At 67.2% G+C, this 22365-nt stretch carries 26 protein-coding genes; 16 read left to right on the top strand and 10 right to left on the bottom strand.

Features of this window, described 5'->3' with window-relative positions; genetic code table 11:
- Nucleotide 1 precedes the first annotated feature (1 nt).
- The 4 genes from AC1DS0_RS14440 to AC1DS0_RS14425 all read right to left on the bottom strand — a co-directional run bounded on the left by AC1DS0_RS14440 (nt 2) and on the right by AC1DS0_RS14425 (nt 3048).
- A complete protein-coding gene (locus AC1DS0_RS14440) occupies nt 2–874 on the bottom strand; it encodes a bile acid:sodium symporter family protein (protein WP_476814993.1) in 873 nt (290 codons plus the stop codon).
- Between the two features lie 129 nt (nt 875–1003).
- Nucleotides 1004–1414: a DUF3574 domain-containing protein gene (locus tag AC1DS0_RS14435; protein WP_476814992.1), complete on the bottom strand. Its 411-nt coding sequence runs from the start codon at nt 1412–1414 to the stop codon at nt 1004–1006.
- 78 nt (nt 1415–1492) lie between these two features.
- Nucleotides 1493–2725: an FAD-binding oxidoreductase gene (locus AC1DS0_RS14430; RefSeq protein ID WP_476814991.1), complete on the bottom strand. Its 1233-nt coding sequence runs from the start codon at nt 2723–2725 to the stop codon at nt 1493–1495.
- Nucleotides 2722–3048, bottom strand: coding sequence for a cupin domain-containing protein (locus AC1DS0_RS14425; RefSeq protein ID WP_326877114.1), 327 nt, complete (start codon nt 3046–3048; stop codon nt 2722–2724). The genes AC1DS0_RS14430 and AC1DS0_RS14425 overlap by 4 nt, the downstream gene beginning before the upstream one ends.
- A 118-nt stretch (nt 3049–3166) precedes the next feature.
- On the opposite strand from AC1DS0_RS14425, the gene AC1DS0_RS14420 reads away from it, so the two are divergent.
- Both AC1DS0_RS14420 and AC1DS0_RS14415 read left to right on the top strand, forming a co-directional pair.
- Nucleotides 3167–3853 (top strand): GntR family transcriptional regulator, encoded by a 687-nt coding sequence (locus AC1DS0_RS14420; protein WP_476814990.1) that lies wholly within the window; start codon nt 3167–3169, stop codon nt 3851–3853.
- Between the two features lie 129 nt (nt 3854–3982).
- The gene (locus tag AC1DS0_RS14415) at nt 3983–4498 is read left to right on the top strand and encodes a flavin reductase (protein ID WP_476814989.1); all 516 of its coding nucleotides are present in this window, start codon (nt 3983–3985) and stop codon (nt 4496–4498) included.
- A gap of 58 nt (nt 4499–4556) precedes the next feature.
- Here the strand turns inward: AC1DS0_RS14415 and pcaB are convergent, their stop codons facing one another.
- Complete coding sequence (pcaB, locus tag AC1DS0_RS14410; RefSeq protein WP_476814988.1) at nt 4557–5927, bottom strand: 3-carboxy-cis,cis-muconate cycloisomerase; 1371 nt, start codon at nt 5925–5927, stop codon at nt 4557–4559.
- A gap of 168 nt (nt 5928–6095) precedes the next feature.
- On the opposite strand from pcaB, the gene AC1DS0_RS14405 reads away from it, so the two are divergent.
- Nucleotides 6096–6548: an SRPBCC family protein gene (locus AC1DS0_RS14405; protein WP_476814987.1), complete on the top strand. Its 453-nt coding sequence runs from the start codon at nt 6096–6098 to the stop codon at nt 6546–6548.
- 3 nt (nt 6549–6551) lie between these two features.
- Here the strand turns inward: AC1DS0_RS14405 and AC1DS0_RS14400 are convergent, their stop codons facing one another.
- Nucleotides 6552–7895, bottom strand: a complete 1344-nt coding sequence (locus tag AC1DS0_RS14400; protein WP_476814986.1) for a methyl-accepting chemotaxis protein — start codon at nt 7893–7895, stop codon at nt 6552–6554.
- A 336-nt stretch (nt 7896–8231) separates the two neighbouring features.
- On the opposite strand from AC1DS0_RS14400, the gene AC1DS0_RS14395 reads away from it, so the two are divergent.
- The 3 genes from AC1DS0_RS14395 (at nt 8232) to AC1DS0_RS14385 (ending at nt 12087) form a co-directional block, all read left to right on the top strand.
- Nucleotides 8232–8732 (top strand): (2Fe-2S)-binding protein, encoded by a 501-nt coding sequence (locus AC1DS0_RS14395; protein WP_476814985.1) that lies wholly within the window; start codon nt 8232–8234, stop codon nt 8730–8732.
- A 164-nt stretch (nt 8733–8896) separates the two neighbouring features.
- Nucleotides 8897–11260 (top strand): xanthine dehydrogenase family protein molybdopterin-binding subunit, encoded by a 2364-nt coding sequence (locus tag AC1DS0_RS14390; protein ID WP_476814984.1) that lies wholly within the window; start codon nt 8897–8899, stop codon nt 11258–11260.
- Nucleotides 11261–11277: 17 nt separating this feature from the next.
- A complete protein-coding gene (locus AC1DS0_RS14385) occupies nt 11278–12087 on the top strand; it encodes an FAD binding domain-containing protein (RefSeq protein WP_476814983.1) in 810 nt (269 codons plus the stop codon).
- On the opposite strand, the gene AC1DS0_RS14380 is transcribed toward AC1DS0_RS14385, so the two are convergent.
- The 3 genes from AC1DS0_RS14380 to AC1DS0_RS14370 all read right to left on the bottom strand — a co-directional run bounded on the left by AC1DS0_RS14380 (nt 12084) and on the right by AC1DS0_RS14370 (nt 13662).
- Complete coding sequence (locus tag AC1DS0_RS14380) at nt 12084–12563, bottom strand: hypothetical protein (protein WP_476814982.1); 480 nt, start codon at nt 12561–12563, stop codon at nt 12084–12086. The two genes, AC1DS0_RS14385 and AC1DS0_RS14380, sit on opposite strands and share 4 nt — an antisense overlap.
- A gap of 65 nt (nt 12564–12628) precedes the next feature.
- On the bottom strand, nt 12629–12985 hold the full coding sequence (locus AC1DS0_RS14375; RefSeq protein WP_476814981.1) for a SnoaL-like domain-containing protein: 357 nt from the start codon (nt 12983–12985) through the stop codon (nt 12629–12631).
- Nucleotides 12986–13059: 74 nt separating this feature from the next.
- Entirely contained in the window at nt 13060–13662 is a 603-nt protein-coding gene (locus AC1DS0_RS14370) for a trimeric intracellular cation channel family protein (RefSeq protein WP_476815173.1), read from the bottom strand.
- Between the two features lie 125 nt (nt 13663–13787).
- Here AC1DS0_RS14370 and AC1DS0_RS14365 point away from each other — a divergent pair, with 125 nt between their 5' ends.
- The 8 genes from AC1DS0_RS14365 (at nt 13788) to AC1DS0_RS14330 (ending at nt 20515) form a co-directional block, all read left to right on the top strand.
- On the top strand, nt 13788–14705 hold the full coding sequence (locus AC1DS0_RS14365) for an AAA family ATPase (protein WP_476814980.1): 918 nt from the start codon (nt 13788–13790) through the stop codon (nt 14703–14705).
- Between the two features lie 108 nt (nt 14706–14813).
- Entirely contained in the window at nt 14814–15188 is a 375-nt protein-coding gene (locus AC1DS0_RS14360; protein WP_476814979.1) for a nuclear transport factor 2 family protein, read from the top strand.
- A 163-nt stretch (nt 15189–15351) separates the two neighbouring features.
- Nucleotides 15352–16551: a vWA domain-containing protein gene (locus AC1DS0_RS14355; protein ID WP_476814978.1), complete on the top strand. Its 1200-nt coding sequence runs from the start codon at nt 15352–15354 to the stop codon at nt 16549–16551.
- A gap of 38 nt (nt 16552–16589) precedes the next feature.
- On the top strand, nt 16590–16916 hold the full coding sequence (locus AC1DS0_RS14350) for an XdhC family protein (RefSeq protein ID WP_476814977.1): 327 nt from the start codon (nt 16590–16592) through the stop codon (nt 16914–16916).
- A 12-nt stretch (nt 16917–16928) separates the two neighbouring features.
- On the top strand, nt 16929–17558 hold the full coding sequence (locus AC1DS0_RS14345; RefSeq protein WP_476814976.1) for a LysE family translocator: 630 nt from the start codon (nt 16929–16931) through the stop codon (nt 17556–17558).
- A gap of 4 nt (nt 17559–17562) precedes the next feature.
- Nucleotides 17563–18192, top strand: a complete 630-nt coding sequence (locus tag AC1DS0_RS14340) for a LysE family translocator (RefSeq protein ID WP_476814975.1) — start codon at nt 17563–17565, stop codon at nt 18190–18192.
- A gap of 3 nt (nt 18193–18195) precedes the next feature.
- Nucleotides 18196–18888 (top strand): XdhC family protein, encoded by a 693-nt coding sequence (locus AC1DS0_RS14335; protein WP_476814974.1) that lies wholly within the window; start codon nt 18196–18198, stop codon nt 18886–18888.
- 10 nt (nt 18889–18898) lie between these two features.
- Entirely contained in the window at nt 18899–20515 is a 1617-nt protein-coding gene (locus tag AC1DS0_RS14330; RefSeq protein WP_476814973.1) for an NTP transferase domain-containing protein, read from the top strand.
- A 3-nt stretch (nt 20516–20518) separates the two neighbouring features.
- Here the strand turns inward: AC1DS0_RS14330 and bcsS are convergent, their stop codons facing one another.
- Entirely contained in the window at nt 20519–21232 is a 714-nt protein-coding gene (gene bcsS, locus AC1DS0_RS14325; RefSeq protein ID WP_476814972.1) for a cellulose biosynthesis protein BcsS, read from the bottom strand.
- Nucleotides 21233–21410: 178 nt separating this feature from the next.
- Here bcsS and AC1DS0_RS14320 point away from each other — a divergent pair, with 178 nt between their 5' ends.
- On the top strand, nt 21411–21680 hold the full coding sequence (locus AC1DS0_RS14320; RefSeq protein ID WP_152012701.1) for an usg protein: 270 nt from the start codon (nt 21411–21413) through the stop codon (nt 21678–21680).
- A gap of 82 nt (nt 21681–21762) precedes the next feature.
- A complete protein-coding gene (locus AC1DS0_RS14315; RefSeq protein ID WP_476814971.1) occupies nt 21763–22359 on the top strand; it encodes an exopolysaccharide biosynthesis protein in 597 nt (198 codons plus the stop codon).
- The last annotated feature ends 6 nt before the right edge of the window (nt 22360–22365 follow it).

Raw genomic sequence — 22365 nt, 5'->3', positions numbered from 1 at the left:
CTCAGGCGGCCTGTGGCGTTGCGTTCCGCCGCAGCAACCAGACGGCGAAGGCCGACGCCGTCACGTACATGACCAGGCTGTAGATGCCGGGCACCACCGCCGCAGCCGGGTTCCGCAGCACGTTGAGGGCGATGAAGATCGCCAGCGCGGCATTGTGGATGCCGATCTCCATGGCGATCGCCACCGCCTGGCCCTTTGGCAGGCGCAGCGCCAGCGGGGCGAGATAGCCGGTGAGCATGCTCACGAGGTTGAAGGCGAGGCAGGCGCCGCCGACCGCGATCAGGCTCGGCAGCAGCGCCTTGCGCTCGATATAGATCGCGCCGGCGATCAGCACGGCGAGGACCAGGATCGAGAAGACCTTGATCGGCCTCTCGGCGCGGATGGCGAAGCGCGCAGCCTGCGCCCGCAGCAGCATGCCGAGCGCGACCGGGATCAGGATGATCGCGCCGACCTCGATGACCTTGCGGTGCGGCGGTGGCACATATTGGCCGTCCCCGAGGAAATGGCTCAGCGAGAGGTCGAGCACGATCGGCAAGGTGAACAGGCAGAGCAGGCTGTTGACTGCCGTCAGCGTGATGTTGAGCGCGACGTCGCCGCGGGCGAGGTGGCTGTAGATGTTGGCTGTCGCCCCGCCCGGCGCAGCCGCGAGCAGCATCAGCCCGACGGCGTGATCGGCCGAGAGCTCAAGGCCGATCGCGATCGCAAAGGCGGCGAGCGGCAGCAGCAGGACCTGGAGAAAGAGGCCGAAGCCGACGGCGAGCGGATAGCGCGCGACGCGGCGGAAATCCTCGATCGTCAGGCTCAGGCCCAGACCGAGCATGACGATGCCGATGGCGAGCGGCAACAGCAGATCGGTCAGGATCGAGGCCTGCATGCGCGTTTCCCTTGTCGGCATTTTCTATGCCGTTGCGGCAGGCTAGTTGAGGAACGGTGGCCAGGCCACTGACCTCGCGGAGTCTTTTCGCGACAAGGTTTCCACTTTCCTCGCCCGGGCGATCTGGCGTTAGAACGAGGCGCAGGCCGGGTTCAGGATCAGTCCGACAGATTGTTGATCGAAGCGTTGCTTGTAGGCCTCGGCGATGGCGGTGAGCTTGTCGCGATTATCGGTCTCGTTGCGCATGGCGATCAGCACGAGCTTGCTCGGCTCGCGGATCAGCCGGCCACGCTCGCTGTCGCGATACTGCCCAGTCGCGTCGAGGATGGTCAGCCCATCGGGAAAGCGCGGCGTCACCTCCTCGTCGACGAAACGGCGGAAGGCGGCGTCGCTGACGCCGATGCGGTCGCCGATCTTGCGGCCGAAGAGCAATTCGGCGCTCAGCATCGCCTGCTGGCCGGGCGCGCAGGCCTGCGGCGCGAGGCCGGCGCAACCGGAGATCAAGCCGGCGAGAAGAAAGGCAAAGCCGAATCGGATCATGACGTTGCCCTTGTCGGCTGAGGCTTTGATTCAACGGCTTCAGCAGCCGATTCAAAGTCTAACGCCGGCGAGGTCTCATCAGAAGCGCTGCGGGCTGAAATAGCTCATGTCGATCGCGGGCGGCCGGCCGGCGATCAACGCGGCGACGAGATCGGCGGTCGCGGTCGACTGAGTCATGCCGTAATGACCGTGGCCGAAGGCGTAGACGACATTGGGATTGCGGCTCGCCTTGCCGATGACAGGCAGGGAGTCCGGCAGCGAGGGGCGGAAGCCCATCCAGAGCTTGCCGCTCTCGAAGGCCGGCAGACCGTCCACCAGCTTCGTCGCCTTGTCGTAAAGGGCCCTGGTCCGGGCGTGGTTCGGCGGTGCCTGCAGGCCACCGAACTCGACCGCTCCGCCGATGCGCAGGCCGCTTTCCAGCGGGGTCATGACGAAGCCGTCATCCTTGAAGCCGATCGGGCGGCTGGTCAGGCCGGTCACGCCCGGGAAGCTGACATTGTAGCCGCGCTCGGTGTCGAGCGGGATGGTGTCGCCCATCGCCGCCGCCAAGGGCTTCGACCAGGCGCCGGCCGCGACGACGACGCGATCGACGACGCGCTGCCAGCCATCGGGGCTGACCAAGGCAGGGCGCTCGCCCAGCGAGATGTTCGTGACCTCGGCCTTCTCATAGGTGGCGCCGCGCGCCAGCGCCGTCTCGAACAGCGCCATGGTGAGGGCGAGCGGGTCGCTGATATGGGCACAATCGGGATGGAAGGCGGCGCCGGCGAAGCGGTCCCTGAGCGCCGGCTCGAGCTGGCGCAATTCCTGCGGCTGCAGCATGTCGACGGCGATGCCGGCGGCGTGCTGGCGCCGGGCGAGTGCTTCGAGCCCGGCGGTGTCGCGCGGATTGCTGTAGGTGTAGAGCGCGCCGCGGCGATGGATATGGTCGCTGATCCCGGCCTTCTCGGCGCGCGCCAGCCAGGCCGGCAGCGCCAGTTGCTGGATGGCGATCATGCCGGCGATCGAACGCTCATAGGCGGCAGGGCGGGCTGCGAGCAGGAAGCGCGCCAGCCAGGGCAGCAATTGCGGCAGATAGCCAAGGCGGATCGCCAGCGGCCCGAGCGGATCGAGCAGGAAGCCGGGCACCTTGCGCAGCATGTTCGGGCTGGCGATCGGCAGGACGTCGGTATGCGCGATGATGCCGGCATTGCCGCGCGAGGGACCGAAAGCCGGACCTTCCTTGTCGAGGATCAGGACTTCGTGACCCTCGTCGAGCAGAGCGTGGGCGGTTGCCGAGCCGACGATGCCGGCGCCGATGATCGCGATCTTCATGTGGTGGGCAGGAGCTTGAGCGCCGCCGGCTGCTTCACCTCGATCTCGACGAAGGCGATCGGGTGGGGCGAGCCGTTCATCACATCGTGCTGGATGCCGGCCTGGCGCATATAGGCTTGGCCTTCTGCCAGCGGCACGTCGGTCTCCTTGGCGCCGTCATGGATGCGCAAGGTCCCGGCGACCAGCATGATCACGAAATAGGGCCAGCCATGGCTGTGCCAGCCGGTGACTGCGCCGGGTTCGAAGTCCCAGCGCGTGATCCGGACCGTGTCGTCGTCCTGCTGGAGCGTGGCGACGGCGGGGATCGTGCAGGTGAACGCCATGTCGCCTCCATGCGCGGATTCTTAACCGCGGATCGGCCGGCTTGCCCGCCTTGCGGTTCTGTTGAAAGTTCTGATATATCAATGCTATCCGAAGCGTCAAGCATTGCGGGTGCCGCTCATGACCGAGGATGCCCGCGTTTCCGGCGAGGATTCCGTCGGCGCTCGCGCCTCCGCCAGCCTGTCGGATTTGGCCTATCGCCGCCTCGAGGAGGCGATCGTGACCCTGTCGCTGCGGCCGGGCGCAGTGCTGACCGAGGCGCAGATGATCGACCTCGTCGGCGTCGGCCGCACGCCGGTGCGCGAGGCACTGATCCGGCTGGCGCAGCAAGGGCTGGTCGAGATCCTGCCGCGCAAGGGTGTCGCCGTCACTGCCATCGATGCGATCGACGTGATGGCGGCACTCGACGCCCGCGAGGTACTGGAGCGGCTGATCGCGGCCGAGGCGGCCAAGCGTGCCGGTCCGGCTGAGCGCAGCGCTATCCTGGCCAAAGCCCGGGCGATGCGCGAGGCGGCGCAGGCGGACGACGTCAACGCCTATATGCGCCTCGACAAGGAGCTCGATACGCTGGTCGCGGCGGCGGCGCGCAGCCCCTATGCCAGCCGGGCGGTCGAGCCGCTGCAGGCGCTGATCCGCCGGGCCTGGTACTTCTTCGACCGGCAGATCGATCTGGTGCCGGCCGCGCAGCATCATGTGATCCTCGCCCAGGCGCTGGTCGCGGGTGAGCCGGAGGCGGCCAGCGAGGCGAGCGATGCGTTGATGGGGCATCTGCGTGCCGGGCTGCTCGCGGCCCTCAGGCGCGAGTGAGCGAGGCGCGCCGTCGTGATATATCTTAACCTTGCTGCAGAATCGTCCGGAATGTCGACAATTGATGCAACTGGCCTTTTACCCCTGCGCGCTTAGATAAAAGGCAGTAACCTCGCGCAGAGTTGGGCGATGAACAGCATGGTCGATGCCGCCTTACGCGCCGCGCTTCCCGATGCGCAGGCCTTTCGCGAGGCGATGGCGCAGGTGGCGAGCGCCACCCATATCGTGACGACCCTGGGTCCGGCGGGCCGTTCGGGGCTGACGGCGACCGCCGTCAGCTCGGTCTCGGTTTCGCCTCCGACCGTACTCGTCTGCATCGAGGCCGCCAGCCGGACGCTGGCGGCGATCGAGGAGAGCGGCATCTTCTGCGTGAATACGCTGGCGGCGGCCGATCACGAGCTCGCCACGGTGTTCTCGGGCCGGCGCGGCCTGATGGGCGAGGAGCGCTTCGCCATCGGCGAATGGGGCGAGCTTTCGACCGGGGCGCCCGCGCTGGCGAGCGCGCTCGCCAGCTTCGATTGCCGCGTGGCGGCTGTTCACCGCGTCACCACCCATCGCATCCTGATCGGCCAGGTGGTCGCGCTCGGCGGGGGCGGTTCCGGTCCGGGGCTGGTCTATCGCCATCGCCGCTTCGGAGGCTTCTGAAGCAGGCTTTTCCAGACTTCGGCAGGCCTTTCGCCGCGACCTTTGCCCGGCCGGGCCCTCAGGCATTGCCGCTCATGTATTCCCGCTCCTCCTCGTAGAGCACGAGGATGCGGTCGATGATCGCGTCGGTCGCGCCGCGATAGGTGGTCGGGTCGAAGAGGTCGTCGAGTTCCTCGCCGGTGAGCCTGCCTGCCAGTGTCGGATGCTCGGCCAGGACATCCTTGAGATGGCGGCCGGTGGCGATGCAGTCGCGGCTGGCATCCTCGAGCAAATGATGGGCCTCACCGCGGCCGATCGTCTGCGCCAGCGCGAGCGAGACGCGTTCGGCCATGACGAGGCCGTTGGTGAGGTCGAGATTGTACTGCATCTGCTCGGGGAAGACCTGCAGCCCCTCGACCAGGGCGACTGCATGGTCGAGCGCACTGCCGGCGATCAGGAAGAGCTCGCGCAAAGTCGGCCATTCGGCGTGCCAGCCGCCCATGGCGCGCTCATGCTCCTGTGGCATCGCCGCGAGCATGGTCGCGACCAATCCCGGCGCGCGCTTGGCCGCGGTCAGGATCAGCGTGCACAGCACCGGGTTACGCTTGTGCGGCATGGCGGAGGAGCCGCCCTTGCCCGGCGCCTCGGGCTCGGCCAGCTCGCCGATCTCGGTCTGCGCCATCAGGGCGATGTCACCGGCCATCTTGCCGAGATGGCCCAGCAGCAGGCCGAGCTCGGTGGCGATCCGGGCCGGGCGCCGGCGCTGCGTGTGCCAGGGCACGCGCACGGCGCCGATCGAGGGCATGATGCGGGCGAAGGCTTCCGAGACCGCATCGGCCTTGTCGCCGAGCGAGGCGAGGCTGCCGGCGGCGCCGCCGAGCTGATGCGCCGACTCTCCCCAGATCATGAAGTCGTCATGGAAGGAGACGATCGGGTCCAGCCAGTTGGCCGCCTTGAGCCCGAAGGAGATCGGGACCGCATGCTGGAGGAAGGTGCGGCCGATCATCGGGGTGCGGCGATGATCGCGGGCGAGAGCGGCAAGGGCATGGGCGAGGCGGGCGGAGCGGGCGAGGATCAGCTCCTGCGCGGCCCGGTACTGCTGGGCCTGGCCGGAATCGATCACGTCCTGGCTGGTCGCGCCGTAATGCACCCATTTCGCTGCGTCGGCATCGGCGGCGGCGACGCGGGCCGTCAGAGCCTTGACCAGCGGGATCGCCGGATTGCCGGCGAGCGTCGCGGCCTTGCCGATCGCGGCGATGTCGTAGAGCTCGGCCTTGCACTGCGGAGCGATCGCCTCGGCCGCCGCAGTAGGGATGACGCCGGATTCCGCTTCGGCCCGGGCGAGGGCAGCCTCGAAATCGAGCATGCCCTGCAGCGCGGCGCGATCGTCGAGGACGGCTGCCATCTCGCGGTCGGCGAAGAGCTCGCCATAGAGGCCACCCTCAGCCATGTCGGGGCGCGCCTTGGTGCGGAGCGGTCATTGCAACCCACATCCCAGCTTCGTCCTCTTGTGCGCACCGGTCGTTTCCGGCCATGGATTAAGGGAACTTGGATAGACCCGAGGCGGGCCGGGCTGCAACATGTCAGTGGCTTCGGAAAACGGTGAGGAACTCAGCCCATGGCGATGACGATGAACGGCGAGGCGACGCTGCCCGCGGCCAAGCAGGTGGTCTGGGAAAAGCTCAACGACGCCGAGGTGCTGAAGGCCTGCATCCCCGGCTGCGAGCAGCTCACCAAGGATGACGAGACGCATTTCTCGGCGGTGGTGAAGATCAAGCTCGGCCCGGTGAAGGCGACCTTCAAGGGCAAGGTCGAATTGCAGGACCTCGACCCGCCGAACGGCTATCGCATCGTCGGCGAGGGCGAGGGCGGCATCGCCGGCTTCGCCAAAGGCGGCGCCAAGGTCATGCTCGAAGATGCCGAGGGCGGACAGACCCTGCTGCGCTACGAGGTCGATGCTCAGGTCGGCGGCAAGCTGATGCAGCTCGGCTCGCGCCTGATCGATTCGGTCTCGAAGAAGCTGGCCGACGAGTTCTTCGCCAATTTCGCCAAGGCGGTCAGCGAGGGCTGACGCTCACGAGGCGCGGCGCAGGGCCGCCAGTGCCTCGCTGACCGTCGCTTCGGCCGCGCCGACCTGGAGGGCGATGTCGGCGGCGGCGCTGTTGGCGCGTTCCAGCGCCTTCTCGGTCTTGCCGAGGCTGTCAGTGACGCGGGTCGCGCTGCCGATCGCCTCGTCCGAACCGTGCGCGACCTCGGCGGCGTGCCGGGCGATGCCGCCGGTGACGCTGCTCTGCTGGGCGACCGCGTCCGAGATCGCCTCCGAATCCGACTTGATCTCGCCGATCGTCGCGCCGATCGAGGCGGCACGGACGCCGCAGGCTTCGGCGCTAGCCGACAATTCGGCGATCTGGGCGGCGATCTCCTGCGTCGCCGAGGCGGTCTGCGTCGCCAGCGACTTCACCTCGGCTGCCACCACGGCGAAGCCCCGGCCGGATTCGCCGGCGCGGGCTGCCTCGATGGTGGCGTTGAGGGCGAGGAGATTGGTCTGCGCGGCGATGTCGGCGATCATGCCGACCACGGTGCCGATGCTGCTGGTGACGTGGCGCAGCCGGGCGATCGCCTCGTCCATCGCCTCGGCATCGGCGACGGCGCGGTTGGCGATCTCGAGGCTCTGGCGGGCGCGCTGGCCGATCTCGGCGATGTTCGCCGACATCTCCTCGGTCGCGGCCGCGGTCTGCATCGCCTTCTCGCGGACGAGCAGCGAGCTCTGGGTGACCGAACCGACCTGATCCTTGATGAAGCTGCTGGCCGCCGAGGTCTCGCCGGCGGTTTCGACGAAGAGATCGACCGCCTTGCTGATCGCGCCGTCGAGCTGGCCGATGCGCGAGGTCAGCGTCGCGGCGACCTCGTCGAGCGCGACGCCGCGGCGGCGGGCCTCCGCTGCCTCGAATTCGCGGTCGAGCGACATGGCGGTGTTGACGTCATAGGTCAGCACCCGCTCGATGATGAAGAGATCATGCGGGATGTCGTGCCGCGAGAAGATCAGCCGGGTGCGGCTCTCTTCCAGAAATATCCGGAACAAGGTGAAGGCGATCGAGGCGCGGGCGCGGGCGCCGACCTGGCCGTGCCGCTCCAGAAGCGTGAGCTGCTCGAGCGAGTCGCAGTAATTTTGGTCGAAATCGCCGTCGAAGAGCAGGCGGAAATGATTGGCTTCGGCCGCGAAAAGCTCGGTCGCAACCGGCTCTACCGCCAGTTTCAGCATTGGATGGATCGAGAAGGCGCGCGCGAAATCCTGCTCGACGACCTCGACGATGACGCGCTCGACCGTGGCGCGGTAACGGCGCAGGCGCCGGCGCTGGCGTTCGTCGAAGCCGATCGCCATCAGGCGACGTTGGACGTGTTCGAGGATCGTGGCCAACCGCGCCATCCGTGAGCGCGACGATCGGAGATCGTCATTCCAGCGGGAGATGGTGCTCCGATGTCGTTAAGATTCTGCGAAGCGCTCGCCCGCCAGTTGTGACATCCCGATGATGGTCCGCGAGCGTCAACTGCCAAAACCATGCAAAAACATCGCCAAACGGGGCTGCTTGCGGAATGGCTGCCCGCTTGACCGCGGAAAATCCCGGGTCCACATTGTTTTTTGAAGTTGTTCCAAGGAAATTCTCCGCTGGCTCGTGACGGGCCGGCGCATGGATCGTTCGGCCTTCGAGATGTCGTCGGCCGTACAGAAAACAGGCTTTCGGAGGAGTGCCCCATGGCCAATCTGTCCATGACGGTGAACGGCAAGTCCGTCACCGCGAATGTCGATCCGCGCACCCTCCTGGTGCAGTTCCTCAGAGAAAATCTCCGGCTGACCGGAACGCATGTCGGCTGCGATACCAGCCAATGCGGCGCCTGCGTCGTGCATCTCGACGGCAAGGCGGTGAAGGCCTGCACCACGCTGGCGCTGTCCTGCGAGGGCGCCTCGGTGACGACGATCGAGGGGCTGGCCAATGGCGGGGCACTGCATCCGATGCAGGAGGCCTTCCGCGAGCATCACGGCCTGCAATGCGGCTTCTGTACGCCGGGCATGATCATGTCGGCGGTCGATATCGTGAACCGGCGCGGCAACCACCTCGACGAGAAGACGATCCGCGAGGACCTCGAAGGCAATATCTGCCGCTGCACCGGCTACCACAACATCGTCAAGGCGATCGCTGCCGGCGCCGAGGCGATGGGCACGGGCGCCAAGCCGGCCCGGCAGGCCGCCGAATAGCCTGTTCCCCAGGCTGTGCCAGCTAAGGCCGGCGCCGCCTTCTTCCGATGTGATCCCCGAAACATGCTGATAGCGCCCGCCAAGAGGTGCCACGCCAGAGCAGGATGCGAAAAAGTGGGAACCGGTTCTTCGCGCTGATCCTGCTCCACCGCCAGGAGGAATCCATGTCCGCCACCGGAATCGGCGCTCCCGTACGCCGCAAGGAAGACCACCGCTTCATCACGGGCCAGGGCCGCTATACCGACGACATCAACCGGCCTGGCCAGGCCCATGCCTATTTCCTGCGTTCGCCGCATGCGCATGCCACGCTGAAGACGATCGATACGAAAGCCGCTGCGGCGATGCCCGGCGTGCTGGGGATCTTCACCGGCGACGATCTTGCTGCCGACAAGGTCGGCGGGCTGATCTGCGGCTGGATGATCCACAACAAGGACGGCTCGCCGATGAGGGCCGGCCCGCATCCGGCGCTGGCCCAGGGCAAGGTCCGCTATGTTGGCGACCACATTGCGGTCGTCGTCGCGGAGACGCTGGCGCAGGCGCGCGACGCTGCCGAGGCTATCGTCGTCGATTACGGTGTGCTGCCGGCGGTGGTCGATACGGCGGGCGCTGCGAAATCGAAGACGCAGGTTCATGCCGAGGCGCCGGACAATACGGTGTTCAACTGGCATCTCGGCGACAAGGCTGCGACCGATGCAGCCTTCAAGGCGGCCAAGCACGTCACCAAGCTCGACATCGTCAACAACCGGCTGGTGCCGAACCCGATGGAGCCACGCGCCGCGGTCGGCGATTACGACCAGGGTGAGGGCGCCTTCACGCTCTACACGACGAGTCAGAATCCGCATGTGGCGCGGCTCGTGCTCTCGGCCTTCATCGGCATCGCGCCGGAGAACAAGCTGCGCGTGATCGCCCCCGATGTCGGCGGCGGTTTCGGCTCGAAGATCTTCATCTATGCCGAGGAGACGGTCTGCGTCTGGGCGGCGAAGAAGGTCGGCCGGCCGGTGAAATGGACCTCGGACCGGACCGAGGCCTTCCTCTCCGACGCGCATGGCCGCGATCACGTCACCCATGCCGAGCTCGCCATGGACGCCGACGGCAAGATGCTGGCGATGCGGGTGCACACCACCGCTAATCTCGGCGCCTATCTCTCGACCTTCTCGTCGTCGGTGCCGACCTATCTGTACGCGCCGCTGCTGTCGGGCCAATACGACATCCCGGCGATCTATTGCGAGGTCGATGCGGTCTACACTAACACCGCTCCGGTCGATGCCTATCGCGGCGCGGGGCGTCCCGAAGCGACCTTCGTGGTCGAGCGGCTGGTCGAGGTCGCGGCACGCGAGCTCGGCAAGGATCCGGCCAAGTTCCGCACGCAGAACTTCGTCAGGAAGTTCCCGCACCAGACGCCGGTGATCATGATGTACGACACCGGCAACTACAGCGCCTCGCTGAAGAAGGCGCTGGAGACGATCGACTACAAGGGTTTCGCCAAGCGCCGGCGCGACTCCGGGCGCAACGGCAAGCTGCGCGGCATCGGCTTCTCCGCCTATATCGAGGCCTGCGGCATCGCCCCGTCCGCTGCGGTCGGCTCGCTCGGTGCCGGCGTTGGCCTGTGGGAATCGGCCGAGGTCCGGGTCAACCCGATCGGCACGGTCGAGGTCCTGACCGGCTCGCACAGCCATGGCCAGGGCCATGAGACCACCTTCGCCCAGCTCGTCTCCGACCGGCTCGGCGTGCCGCTGGAGAACGTCTCGATCATCCATGGCGACACCGACAAGGTGCAGATGGGCATGGGCACCTATGGCTCGCGCTCGGGCGCCGTCGGCATGTCGGCGATCTTCAAGGCGATCGACAAGGTGATCGCCAAGGGCAAGAAGGTCGCAGCCTATGTGCTGGAGGCCGACGAGGCCGATATCGACTTCAAGGATGGTAACTTCACCGTCAAGGGCACCGACCGGACGCTCGATTTCGGTTCCTGCGCGCTGCAGGCCTATGTCGCGCACAAGTTCAACGGCCAGGACCTCGAGCCGGGGCTGAAGGAGGGGGCATTCTACGACCCGACCAACTTCACCTTCCCGGCCGGCGTCCATATCTGCGAGCTTGAGATCGATCCGGACACCGGTATCACCAGGATCGAGCGCTGGGCCGCGGTCGATGATTTCGGCAATGTCATCAATCCGATGATCGTCGAGGGCCAGGTCCATGGCGGCATCGCCCAGGGCGTCGGCCAGGCGCTGCTCGAAGGCGCCCGCTACAATGCCGACGGCCAGCTCGTGACCGCGAGCTTCATGGACTACTGCATGCCGCGCGCCGACGATCTGCCGTCCTTCGAGGTCGGCATGACGGTGACGCCGTGCCCGTCGAACCCGCTGGGGATCAAGGGCTGCGGCGAGGCCGGCGCTATCGCCGCGCCGCCCGCAGTCATCAACGCCATCACCGACGCGCTCGGGCATGAGGACATCGCCATGCCGGCGACGCCGCAGGCCGTCTGGCGCGCCGCACAGAAAACGCTCAGCCGCATGGCTGCCGAGTGATCTGAAAGGACGAGACGATGTACGCCTTCACCTATCACCGCCCGGCGACCGCGCGTCAGGCCGCCAGCCTCCTCGCCAAGAAGGAGGACGCCAAGCTCCTCGCGGGCGGGCACACGCTCCTGCCGACGATGAAGCAGCGCCTGGCCTCACCCGGCGCGCTGGTCGACCTTTCCTCCTGCGCCGACCTCAAGGGCATCGCCCGCAAGGGCCGCAACCTCGTGATCGGCGCGATGACGACCCATGCCGAGGTCGCCGCCTCGCCCGATGTGCAGGAGGCGATCCCGGCGCTGGCCTATCTCGCCAGCCATATCGGCGACCCGCATGTGCGCCATCGCGGCACGATCGGCGGCTCGGTCGCCAACAACGACCCGGCGGCCGATTATCCGGCGGCGCTGCTGGCGCTCGGCGCGACGGTGGTGACCAACAAGCGCAAGCTGCCGGCCGACGAATTCTTCAGCGGCCTCTACGAGACGGCGCTGGATGAGGGTGAGATCGTCGTCAGGATCTCGTTCCCGGTCGCCTCCAAGGCGGGCTATGCCAAGTTCCGCAATCCGGCCTCGCGCTATGCGCTGGTCGGCGTCTTCGTCGCCAAGCGCGGCAGCGAGATCGCGGTGGCGGTCACCGGGGCGGGCGAGGGCGGTGTCTTCCGCTGGCCGGAAGCGGAAGCGGCGCTGAAGGCGCGCTTTGCGGGCAAGTCGCTCGACGGCCTCAAGCACACCGCCAAGGGCATCAACGGCGATATCCATGCCGATGCCGAGTACCGCGCCCATCTCATCGGCGTAATGGCCAAGCAGGCCGTGGCGCAGGCGACGGGGAAGGCGGGCTAACCGGCGAGCAGGCGCTCGCCGGTCTTCAGGTAGTGGTTCATGGACTGCTCCCAGAAGCCCATCATTGCGATCCAGCGCTCCTGCGAAAAGGCAGCGAGCGCTGCTCCCGCCCCGGGGGCAAGGCCGGTCACGGTATAGCGGATGTCGACATCGCAGCCATGCGCTGCCGGCGTCAGGCGGATGTCAATCTCGGTCAGCGCTTCGCCCGGCGTGAAGCGGATGAAGCGGATGCGCTCGTCCGGCTCGTAGTCGCTGGTGAACCACAAGGTCGGCTCGGCGCCATGCTGCCGGGTGAGGAAGACGCAGCCCTTCTCCGCCATGCCCGAGACGGAATGCACCATCTCGAAACGCCAGCCGTCGAGCCAGTCTTCCTCGGCGGATGGGCAGAGCAGCGCGAAGGCCCTCGCGGGAGAGCCTTCGATCCTCTGGACATGATGGCGACTGACCAGCGGTGCGGAAACGACATGGCGGGTCATGACAGGCCTTTCGCGGCGTATCGGCGCTCAAGGGCGCGCAGAAGAAGCGCCGAGACGGCGGTCCGTCAATAGAAGAACCGCTCCTCGGCGATCTTGCCGCCCTTCACGGTGTAGAGCCCGATCTCGCGCATCTTGCGGCGCTCGCCGCTCTCCTTGACGGTGACGTCGAAGTAGAAGTGCACGGCGAACTGGTCGCCATTGAGATAGGGGCCTGCGGTGGTGAACTCATGCACCTCGTGATTGGCGGTCCACCACTCGCCCTTGCCCTTCACCGCCTGCTTGCCATGGCACTCCGCCATCGGCCCGGGCATGTTCTCGTAGCTGGCGATATCGTCGGCGTTGTAGCTGCGTGCCGCGTCCTCGTGCTTGCCGTCCTTGAGAAGGGCGACGAAATCGGCGGCGAGTTGGGCTGTCTCGGTCATGGCTTGTCCTCCGCCTGCAATCTGGCGGAGCCTGCGACCAGAACCCGGCAGCAGAGTGACGTCGACCGAGGCACTCAGTGCAGATCGCGCGTGTAGATGAATTTCGGCATGCTCCAGTTGAAGCGGAGCGCCAGCAGGCGAAGCAGCAATCCGACCGTCATGGCCAGCACCGTGACGAAATCATGCGGCAGCTCGACGCCGAGCCCGGCGACATAGATCAGCCCGGTCACCACCGAGACGGTGGCGTAGAGCTCGCTGCGAAAGAGCAATGGAATGTCGGCGCAGAGCATGTCGCGCAGCACGCCGCCGACGCAGCCGGTGATCAACCCGGCGGTGATCACGATGATGAAAGGCTGCTGCATCTCCAGCGCGACATTGCAGCCGATCACGGTGAACAGGACGAGGCCGATGGCGTCGAGCAGCAGGAAGATCTTGCGCAGCCTGTGCATGAACCGGGCGAGGCCGATGGTGACGAGCGCCGCGCCGGCCGTGATCAGCAGGTAATGCGGATGCTTGACCCAGCTCAGCGGATAATGACCGAGCAGCATGTCGCGCACCGAGCCGCCGCCGAGCGCCGTGATGCAGCCGAGCATGCAGACGCCGACCCAGTCCATGCTTCGGCGGCCGGCCGCCAATGCAGCCGACATGGCTTCGACGATGATCGCGACGATGTACATTACGCCGAGCACGCCGGACTCTCCGCTTGCTATCCCTTCGGCCTGTTAGGGACTAAGGATCGTGACAGGTCAAACCGGCCTTGCCAGGCTGGCGCCGCTGCGACATCTGCCAAGACCGGGACCGCATGACTACTGCCTCACTGCCGACCTCCATCGACGCCACGCTGTCCCTGCTGCAATCCCAGGGCTATGTCTCCGACCGGGCGCTGGCGACCGTGCTCTTCCTGGCGCTCCGGATGAAGCGGCCGCTGCTGCTCGAGGGGGAAGCCGGCACCGGCAAGACCGAGATCGCCAAGGTGCTCTCCGCCGCGCTCGGGCGCCGGCTGATCCGCCTGCAATGCTATGAGGGGCTCGACCTCGCCTCCGCCGTCTACGAGTGGAACTATGCCGGCCAGATGATGGCGATCCGCCTCGCCGAGGCCGGTGGCGTGGCTGGCGACCGCGCGCGGCTGGAGAGCGACCTGTTCTCCGAGCGCTATCTGGTCAAGCGCCCGCTGCTGCAGGCGCTGGAGCCGCAGGAAGGCGGAGCGCCGATCCTGCTGATCGACGAGCTCGACCGCACCGACGAAGCCTTCGAGGCCTTCCTGCTCGAAGTGCTGGCCGATGCGCAGGTGACGATCCCCGAGCTCGGCACGATCAAGGCGGCCGAGCCGCCGATCGTGATCCTGACCTCGAACCGCACCCGCGAGATCCATGACGCGCTGAAGCGCCGCTGTCTCTATCACTGGGTCGGCTATCCCGACGCCGCCCGCGAGCTCGCCATTCTGAAGGCGAAGGCGCCGGGCGCCCCGGCCAAGCTGGCGAAGCAGGTGGTTTCCTTCGTGCAGGCGATCCGCAAGGAGGAATTGTTCAAGGCGCCGGGCGTTGCCGAGACGCTCGACTGGGCGAGCGCGCTGGTCGAGCTCGACGCGGTGGCGCTCGACCCGAGAATCGTCTCCGATACGCTGGGCGCGCTGCTCAAGTACCAGGACGACATCCAGGCGATGCAGGGCTCCAAGGTCGGCGAACTGCTCGATCAGGCCAAGCAGGCGGCGCGGGGGTAGGTCGTCATGCTTGGGTCAAGCGCAGACCCGAGAATTCCATCGCAAGACGGTACTAGTCTCCGTAAGGCCGGCGCGAAGCCGGCCATGACAGGCAGTGGGAGAGAAGCGATGAACAGCGACATCAAGGCGATCGAGGCCGCGACCTGGACCTATCTCGACGGGCTCTATGAGGGGAACGTCGACAAGCTGATCTCGGTGTTCCATCCGAGCAGCGCGTTGACGCAGTCGCTCGACGGCGAGCTCAAGATTCTGCCGGCCGAGCAATGGTTCGAGGCGGTGCGCAACCGCAAGTCGCCGAAGGAAAACGGCCTCGAGCGCGGCGACCATGTGCTGGCGGTCGACCTGATCGGGCCGTCCATGGCGCTGGTCAAGGTCAAGTGCCAGGTGCCACCGCGCTATTTCACCGATCTTCTGTCCTTCCTGAAGGTCGACGGTAAATGGGTCGTGGCCCAGAAGGTGTTCATGACCGAGACGGCTGCTTGATGATTTCGTCGAAGCGCTGCCGCCTTTCTCCCTCTCCCCGCTTGCGGTGGGGWGGGTTGGGGTGGGGGGCAGTGCCGCTTGGCGAGGCGATGAAGGGTAGGGTTCCAGCTTTCCGGCCCCCCATCCCTAACCCTTCCCCACCGCAAGCGGGGGGAAGGGAACAATGACCGGCAAGCTGCCCGAAAACGTCGCCTATTTTGCCCGCGCTTTGCGGGGCGCCGGCCTGCGCGTCGGGCCGGGTGCCGTGGTCGAGGCCGTCGAGGCGCTGGCCGATGGCGCGCTCGGCGGGCGTGACGATGTCTATTGGGCGCTGCATGCGATCTTCGTGAAGAAGCACGAGGATTCGGCCGTCTACGACCAGGCCTTCCGGCTGTTCTGGCGCCGGCGCGGGCTGATCGAGAAACTGATGGCGCAGATGTCGCCGGTGACGCCGCGGGTCGACAGCGAGCCGCAGAAGCCGGAAGCCGGTGCCTTGCGCGTCGCCGAGGCCTTCACCCCGCCGCCGCGCGAGGAGGAGCCGCCGGTCGAGCTGACCGAACTCAGCGCGCGGCTCACCGTTTCCGAGCGCGAGACGCTGAAATCGCGCGATTTCGCCCAGATGAGCGCGGCCGAGATCGCCAAAGCACGCCAGCTCATCGCCGAGCTGCGATTGCCCGATGATGCCGTGCCGACGCGGCGCTTCCAGCCCGCCCATGTCGGAGCGCGGATCGATCCGCGCCGAACCTTCCGCCGCTCCTTGCGCAGCGGCGGCGCCTCGATCGATCTGGCCTTCCGCGAGCGAGCCGAGGTTCATCCGCCATTGGTTGCACTCGTCGACATCTCCGGCTCGATGGCGGAGTATTCGCGCATCTTCCTGCATTTCCTGCACGCCGTCACCGAGCAGCGTCGGCGCGTGCATTCATTCGTCTTCGGCACGCGCCTGACCAATGTCACGCGCATGCTCCGCGCCCGCGATCCCGACGAGGCACTGGCGCTCGCCGGCAAGGCGGCGCCCGACTGGGAAGGCGGCACGCGCATCGCTTCGGCGCTGCACGCCTTCAACCGGGTCTGGTCCCGCCGGGTGCTCACGGGCGGGGCGGTGGTGCTGCTCTTCACCGACGGGCTGGAGCGACATCTTGGCCCCGATCTTTCCTTCGAGATGGACCGCCTGCACCGCTCCTGCCGGCAACTGACCTGGCTCAACCCGCTGCTGCGCTATGACGCCTTCGAGGCGCGGGCCAGCGGCATCCGGGCGATGCTGCCGCATGTCGACCAGTTCCGGCCGATCCACAATCTCGCGGCGATGGCCGATCTCTGCGCCGCGCTGTCATCCGATGCACGGCAGATCACCGATCCGCGCCAGTGGTTGAAGAAGGCCGGTTGAGGCATGATCTCAACCGTATCCGTAGCGGGACCGCTTCCATGATCAGCACCGACACCGACATCCTGGCGACCGCCGAGGCCTGGGCCAGGGCCGGGCGCGGCGTCGCACTCGCCACGGTGGTCGAGACCTGGGGCTCGGCCCCGCGCCCGGTCGGCTCGCATCTCGTCATCGATGGCGAGGGCAATTTCCTCGGCTCGGTCTCGGGCGGCTGCGTCGAGGGCGCGGTCGTCGCCGAAGCCGGCGACGTGATCGCCGACGGCAAGCCTCGCATGCTCGAATTCGGAGTCGCCGACGAGGCTGCCTGGCAGGTTGGCCTGTCCTGTGGAGGCCGGATCAAGGTCTATGTCGAGCCGGTCAAGGCTTAAGGGAGCCTATCGATGCCCTCCTGGGAAACGCTTCTCGCCTTCGCGACGGTGACGCTGGTCATCGCCTATTTTCCCGGTCCGGCGCTGCTTTACACGGCGGCGCAGACCATCGCCCATGGCCGCAAAGCCGGCCTGATGGCAATGCTCGGCATCCATCTCGGCTGCTACGTCCACGTCGTCGCTGCGGCCTTCGGCCTGTCGGCGGTGTTCAAGCATGTGCCCGAGCTCTATGTCGCCGTGAAAATCGTCGGCGCGCTTTATCTTGTCTGGCTCGGCATCGGCATGATCCGTTCCAAGCTGGGAGTGGAGGCGCAGGCCGTGGTGCCGGCCAAGACGGTCCGGCGCGCACTGGTCGATTCCTTCATCGTCGAAGTGCTGAACCCGAAAGTCGCGCTGTTCTTCATCGCGCTCTTGCCGCAGTTCGTCGATCCCGCTGCGGCGCTGCCGGTCTGGGCGCAGTTCCTGATCCTTGGCACCATCGTCAACTTCGCCTTCTCCTCGGCCGACCTGATCACTGTCCTCGCTGCCAGCCTGGTGATGAAGACGATGAAGGCGAGCCGTGCCGGCTTTGCCTTCGGGCGCTGGCTCGGTGGCTCGCTGATGATCGGGCTCGGCCTCAAGCTCGCCACCGACAAGGGCTGACCCGATGGCGCCGATAGAAGTCCTCTTCGCACTCGTCCTGGCGACGCTCGTCTTCGCCTATATCCCCGGACCGGCGGTGCTTTACATCGCCGCCCAGACCATGTCGCGTGGCCGCAAGGCCGGCTTCATGGCGGTGCTCGGCGTTCACCTCGCCGATTATGTCCATGTCCTTGCCGCGGCCTTTGGCCTGTCGGCGATCTTCCGGCATGTGCCGGAACTCTATCTGGCAATGAAGCTGCTCGGCGCTGCCTATCTGATCTGGCTCGGCATCAGCTTCTTCCGCCGCGTGGCGCCGGTGCAGGCCACTGCCGATGTCGCGCCGCGCACGCCGATGCGAGCTCTTGCCGACAGCCTCGCGGTCGAATTGCTCAATCCGAAGACGACGATCTTCTTCGTGTCCTTCCTGCCGCAATTCGTCGATCCGTCGGCGAGCCTGCCGCTCTGGGCGCAGTTCCTGGTGCTCGGCGTGGTGGTGAACCTGCTCTTCACCTCCTCGTCGATCCTGACGGTGCTGACCGCCTCCTACATGCAGGCGAAGGTTGCCGCCAACGGCTCCGCGCAGCGCGTGATCCGGGCGATCGGCGGCACCATCCTGATCGGGCTTGGCGCCCGCATCGCGCTCGACCGGAACTGAGCCATGGATCTCAAGCTTCTCTCCACGCTCAATGCCGAGCGCGCTGCCCGGCGCGCGACGGTGCTGGTCACTGAGCTCGGCTCGGGCGAGCAGCGCCTGGTCAAGGAGATCGACCTTGCCGGCGATGTGCTGGCGGAGATCATCGACAAGCAATTGCGCAGCGGCAAGAGCGGCACTGTCGAAGTCGACGGCAAGACCTATTTCCTGACCGTGCAGGCGCCGCCGCCGCGCATCGTCGTCACCGGTGCGGTCCATATCTCGCAGGCGCTGGCGCCGATGGCGAAGCTCCTGGATCTCGACATCGTGGTCATCGACCCGCGCACCGCCTTCGCCACGCAGGAGCGCTTCCCGGAGGTGACGTTGCTCGCCGAGTGGCCGGATGAAGCGCTGCAGAAGGTGCGGTTCGACGGCTACACCGCCTTAGTCGCGCTGACGCATGATCCGAAGATCGACGATCCCGCCTTGCAGTCGGCGCTGCGCTCGACCTGTTTCTATATCGGCGCGCTCGGCAGCCGGAAGACGCATGGCAAGCGGCTGGAGCGGCTGGCCGAGGCCGGCTTCGGCGAGGCCGATGTGAAGCGTATCCACGCGCCGATCGGGCTCGACATCGGGGCGGTCTCGCCGGCCGAGATCGCGCTCGCCATCCTCGGAGAGATCGTGCAGGCCCTGCGTGGCCCGCGCCGCAAGCCTGTTTGAAAGACTGCTGATGAAGTTCGGTCCTATTCCCATCGCTGAAGCCGCGGGTGCGGTTGCGGCCCATACCGTACGCGCTGGAGAGGCGATCGTGCGCAAGGGCGCAACGATCGGCGAGGAGGATGCGCGCAAGCTCGCCGCCGCCGGCTTGACCGAGATCGTCGCGGTACAGCTCGAAACCGGCGACATCGACGAGAACGCCGCCGCCGAGCAACTGGCGCGGGCGCTGGCCGGCCGGGCGGTGGTGACCGAGGCGCCGTTCACCGGCCGGGTCAATCTGTTCGCCGCGGCGGCGGGCATCCTGCAGATCGATACCGCCGTGATCGATGCGCTGAACGCCGTCGACGAGGCGATCACGGTCGCGACCCTGCCGGCTCTGAAGCCGGTGGTCGCCGGCGAGATGGTCGGGACGGTCAAGATCATCCCCTATGCCGTGCCGGAGAAGCGGATCGCCGAGGCGCTTGAACGGCTTGGCGCCGACAAGCCGATTTCGATCGCCGAATACAAACTGAAATCGGTCGCGGTGGTCTCGACCCTGCTGCCGGGCCTGAAGACCAGCGTGATCGACAAGACCTTGCGCACCATGGCCGAGCGGCTGGAGCCGGCCAGCGCCGCGATCGAGCGCGATGCCCGCGTGCCGCATGAAAGCCCGCCGCTGGCGCAGGCGATCCGCGAGGCGGTCGCCGGGCCCGCCGAGATCGTCGTCGTCTTCGGCGCCTCCGCCATCACCGACCGGCGCGACGTCGTGCCGAAGGCGCTGGTCGAAGCCGGCGGCACGGTCGAGCATCTCGGCATGCCGGTCGATCCCGGCAACCTGCTGATGCTCGGCGAACTCGACGGCAAGCCGGTGATCGGCGCGCCGGGCTGCGCCCGTTCGCCCAAGGAAAACGGCTTCGACTGGGTGCTGCAGCGCAGCCTTGCCAAGGTGCCGGTGACGCGCGCCGAAATCCAGAAGATGGGCGTCGGCGGGCTGCTGATGGAGATCGTCTCGCGTCCGCAGCCGCGCGCGCCGGGACGTGGCGAGGCGGCCCCCGTTGCCGGTATCGTGCTGGCGGCCGGGCGTTCGACCCGGATGGGCGCCGGCAACAAGCTGCTGCAGCAGGTGCGCGGCAAGCCGCTGGTGCGCCACGCGGTCGAGGCACAGATCGCCTCGCGCGCCGCGCCTGTCATCGTCGTCACCGGTCATCAGCAGGATGAGGTCCGCGCCGCGCTCGCCGGGCTCGACGTCACCTTCGTGCACAACCCGGCCTTCACTGAGGGGCTCGCCGGCTCGCTCAAGGCCGGGCTTGCGGCGCTGCCGAAGGATGTGCCCGGCGTCGTCGTCTCGCTTGGCGATATGCCGAACGTCACCGCGGGGGTGATCGACCGGCTGGCCCAGGCCTTCGCCGATCGTGCCGATGCGCTCGCCGTGGCGCCGACGCTGCTCGGCCAGCGCGGCAACCCGGTGCTGCTGGCGCGAAAGCTCTTTCCCGAGGTCGCCAAGCTCGACGGCGACCAGGGCGCGCGCCGCCTGCTCGATGCCGTCGGCGACGCGGTCGAGGAGATCGCGCTCGACGATCCCGCCATCGCGCTCGACATCGATACGCCGGAAGCGCTGCGCGCACTGACGGGGCAGGGGCCGCGCGGCTGAGCCTCACCGCTTCCAGAGCAGCCCGAGCGTGACATAGGCGCCGGCCTTGTCGTCGCGCGTCTTCTGGACGCCGCTGGCCAGGCGCCAGTCCAGGCCGAAGAGGCGCAAGCCGGTGAGATGCAGGCCGAGCCGCAGCTTGTGATAGTCGCGCTCGCGGTAGCCCTCGATCTCGGGGCCGAGATAAAGCTCATCCATCAGCCGCCAGCCTCCGGCCAGGCGCCCCCAATAGCGGCTGCGATCGCCAGGGATCGCATAGGCATTGGCCTGCACGAGCCAGTTATCGGTGGGTTTCGACCAGAGATCGGCCTGCAGGCGCAACATGCCGCGCTGCTCGAAGCTGCGCTTGCCGCGGTTCTCGCTATAGCGGGCCTCGATCTCGGGGCCGGCCGAGAGCGACAGGAACGTATCGTCGATCCGCCATTCATGGCCGAGCAGCGCGTTGAACTCGGTCTTGTAGAGGCGCCCCTGCGTCGGCTTGCGCTGGGCCGGCTCGACGCTCTCGCCCCATTTCAGGCCGAGGCGGAAGCCGCTGGCATCGAGCCCACCGTTGTTGCCGAACGCCCATTTCAGTCCGACAGAGCCGTAGGTCTTGCTGGCGTCGGCTTCGAGCGAGCCGAAGATCGCCAGCGAGAGCGGGCTGCGCTCCATCAGGGCCGGATCGGCCTTCAGAGGGGAGGAGGCGAGCGCGATCACCGCGCCGGCGGCGCGCGCGAGCAACCTCGAACGCTTCGCGACCCCCCACGCCACGCCAACGCCCCTTCCGTCCCGATGGACGGCGCCCCACATGTCATGAGTGTGGCAGTTGGAGAAATTCCCGCAAGTGTTTGTTAACCATCGCGGAGCAGCCTGAAGGCAGCCGGCTCATCGTCTTCCTGGGTCAAGGAGGGTATCAGTCATGGTCTCGCAGGATTTCCTACGCCAACTTGCAGGTTACGGGCTGACGACAGCCAGAATCCTCTACCGCATGCCCGATCATCCCGACTTCCTGCAGGCTTACGTCTGGCAGGAATACGACCTCGCCCCGCGCTTCCCGGAGCTGCACAAGTTCCTCGATTTCTGGCGGCGCGAGCTCGACGGTCCCTTGCATTCGATCACCGTGGCGCATTCGCACCTCATTCGCCCGGCCGAGATCGTCAATGTGAACGGCGTATTGACGTTGCACTGACAGGCATGCGTCCCGGCGGGGTTGTTGGTCCGCCGCGGGGCATGCTAGGCCGCAGGCCCTGCTCATCGCCTGGCGAGCCTGCTTGTCCTCCCCTTTGCGCACCTCCGGACTGCTGATCGCGCTCGCTCATCTGCCGGGCCCGCGGGTTGCCGTCCGCGACATCGTCGCGGCGCTGCGCGACCGGGCCTATGCGTTGCTCGTCGTGCTGCTCGGCCTGCCGAACTGCCTGCCGATGCCGCCGCCGATCCCGCTGGTCTGCGGCCTGGTCCTCGCCTTCGTCGCCGCGCAGATGCTGATGGCACGGGCGACGCCCTGGCTGCCGCAGCGGCTGCTGAACCGCAGCATCGCCCAGACGGACCTCGCGCGCGCCGTCGAACGCGCCTTGCCGCCACTGATCCGGCTCGAGCGCTTCTCGAAGCCGCGGCTGACCATGCTGGGCGGCCCCTTCGCGCTGCCGGTGCTTGGCGCGGTGCTGCTGTTCCTGGCGCTCGGGCTGATCGTGGCCGCGCCCTTCATCGGCCAGATCCCGCTTGGGCTCGCGGTCTGCCTGGTCGGTCTCGGCCTGGTCGAGCGTGACGGCGTGCTGATCATCGCCGGAGCCGTGGTCGGCGCGGTCGGCCTCGCTTTGTCGGCGGGCTTCGCCTACGCGCTGGTGAGCTGGCTGGCGAGCTTCTTCTAAGCTTCT

The sequence above is a fragment of the Allobosea sp. P4_H5 genome (assembly GCF_056400825.1).
This window is presented reverse-complemented; position numbering and strand designations above follow the sequence as displayed.

Excerpts from the sequence above, each read along its gene's own strand:
- AC1DS0_RS14390 (WP_476814984.1), top strand. The coding sequence starts at position 8,897 with ATGTCCGCCACCGGAATCGGCGCTCCCGTACGCCGCAAGGAAGACCAC.
- AC1DS0_RS14405 (WP_476814987.1), top strand. The coding sequence starts at position 6,096 with ATGGCGATGACGATGAACGGCGAGGCGACGCTGCCCGCGGCCAAGCAG.
- AC1DS0_RS14425 (WP_326877114.1), bottom strand. The coding sequence starts at position 3,048 with ATGGCGTTCACCTGCACGATCCCCGCCGTCGCCACGCTCCAGCAGGAC.
- AC1DS0_RS14375 (WP_476814981.1), bottom strand. The coding sequence starts at position 12,985 with ATGACCGAGACAGCCCAACTCGCCGCCGATTTCGTCGCCCTTCTCAAG.
- AC1DS0_RS14320 (WP_152012701.1), top strand. The coding sequence starts at position 21,411 with ATGGTCTCGCAGGATTTCCTACGCCAACTTGCAGGTTACGGGCTGACG.
- AC1DS0_RS14355 (WP_476814978.1), top strand. The coding sequence starts at position 15,352 with ATGACCGGCAAGCTGCCCGAAAACGTCGCCTATTTTGCCCGCGCTTTG.
- AC1DS0_RS14345 (WP_476814976.1), top strand. The coding sequence starts at position 16,929 with ATGCCCTCCTGGGAAACGCTTCTCGCCTTCGCGACGGTGACGCTGGTC.
- AC1DS0_RS14370 (WP_476815173.1), bottom strand. The coding sequence starts at position 13,662 with ATGTACATCGTCGCGATCATCGTCGAAGCCATGTCGGCTGCATTGGCG.
- pcaB (WP_476814988.1), bottom strand. The coding sequence starts at position 5,927 with ATGGCTGAGGGTGGCCTCTATGGCGAGCTCTTCGCCGACCGCGAGATG.
- AC1DS0_RS14395 (WP_476814985.1), top strand. The coding sequence starts at position 8,232 with ATGGCCAATCTGTCCATGACGGTGAACGGCAAGTCCGTCACCGCGAAT.
- AC1DS0_RS14385 (WP_476814983.1), top strand. The coding sequence starts at position 11,278 with ATGTACGCCTTCACCTATCACCGCCCGGCGACCGCGCGTCAGGCCGCC.
- AC1DS0_RS14430 (WP_476814991.1), bottom strand. The coding sequence starts at position 2,725 with ATGAAGATCGCGATCATCGGCGCCGGCATCGTCGGCTCGGCAACCGCC.
- AC1DS0_RS14350 (WP_476814977.1), top strand. The coding sequence starts at position 16,590 with ATGATCAGCACCGACACCGACATCCTGGCGACCGCCGAGGCCTGGGCC.
- AC1DS0_RS14365 (WP_476814980.1), top strand. The coding sequence starts at position 13,788 with ATGACTACTGCCTCACTGCCGACCTCCATCGACGCCACGCTGTCCCTG.
- AC1DS0_RS14330 (WP_476814973.1), top strand. The coding sequence starts at position 18,899 with ATGAAGTTCGGTCCTATTCCCATCGCTGAAGCCGCGGGTGCGGTTGCG.
- AC1DS0_RS14380 (WP_476814982.1), bottom strand. The coding sequence starts at position 12,563 with ATGACCCGCCATGTCGTTTCCGCACCGCTGGTCAGTCGCCATCATGTC.
- AC1DS0_RS14420 (WP_476814990.1), top strand. The coding sequence starts at position 3,167 with ATGACCGAGGATGCCCGCGTTTCCGGCGAGGATTCCGTCGGCGCTCGC.
- AC1DS0_RS14435 (WP_476814992.1), bottom strand. The coding sequence starts at position 1,414 with ATGATCCGATTCGGCTTTGCCTTTCTTCTCGCCGGCTTGATCTCCGGT.
- AC1DS0_RS14360 (WP_476814979.1), top strand. The coding sequence starts at position 14,814 with ATGAACAGCGACATCAAGGCGATCGAGGCCGCGACCTGGACCTATCTC.
- AC1DS0_RS14340 (WP_476814975.1), top strand. The coding sequence starts at position 17,563 with ATGGCGCCGATAGAAGTCCTCTTCGCACTCGTCCTGGCGACGCTCGTC.
- AC1DS0_RS14335 (WP_476814974.1), top strand. The coding sequence starts at position 18,196 with ATGGATCTCAAGCTTCTCTCCACGCTCAATGCCGAGCGCGCTGCCCGG.
- AC1DS0_RS14440 (WP_476814993.1), bottom strand. The coding sequence starts at position 874 with ATGCAGGCCTCGATCCTGACCGATCTGCTGTTGCCGCTCGCCATCGGC.
- AC1DS0_RS14415 (WP_476814989.1), top strand. The coding sequence starts at position 3,983 with ATGAACAGCATGGTCGATGCCGCCTTACGCGCCGCGCTTCCCGATGCG.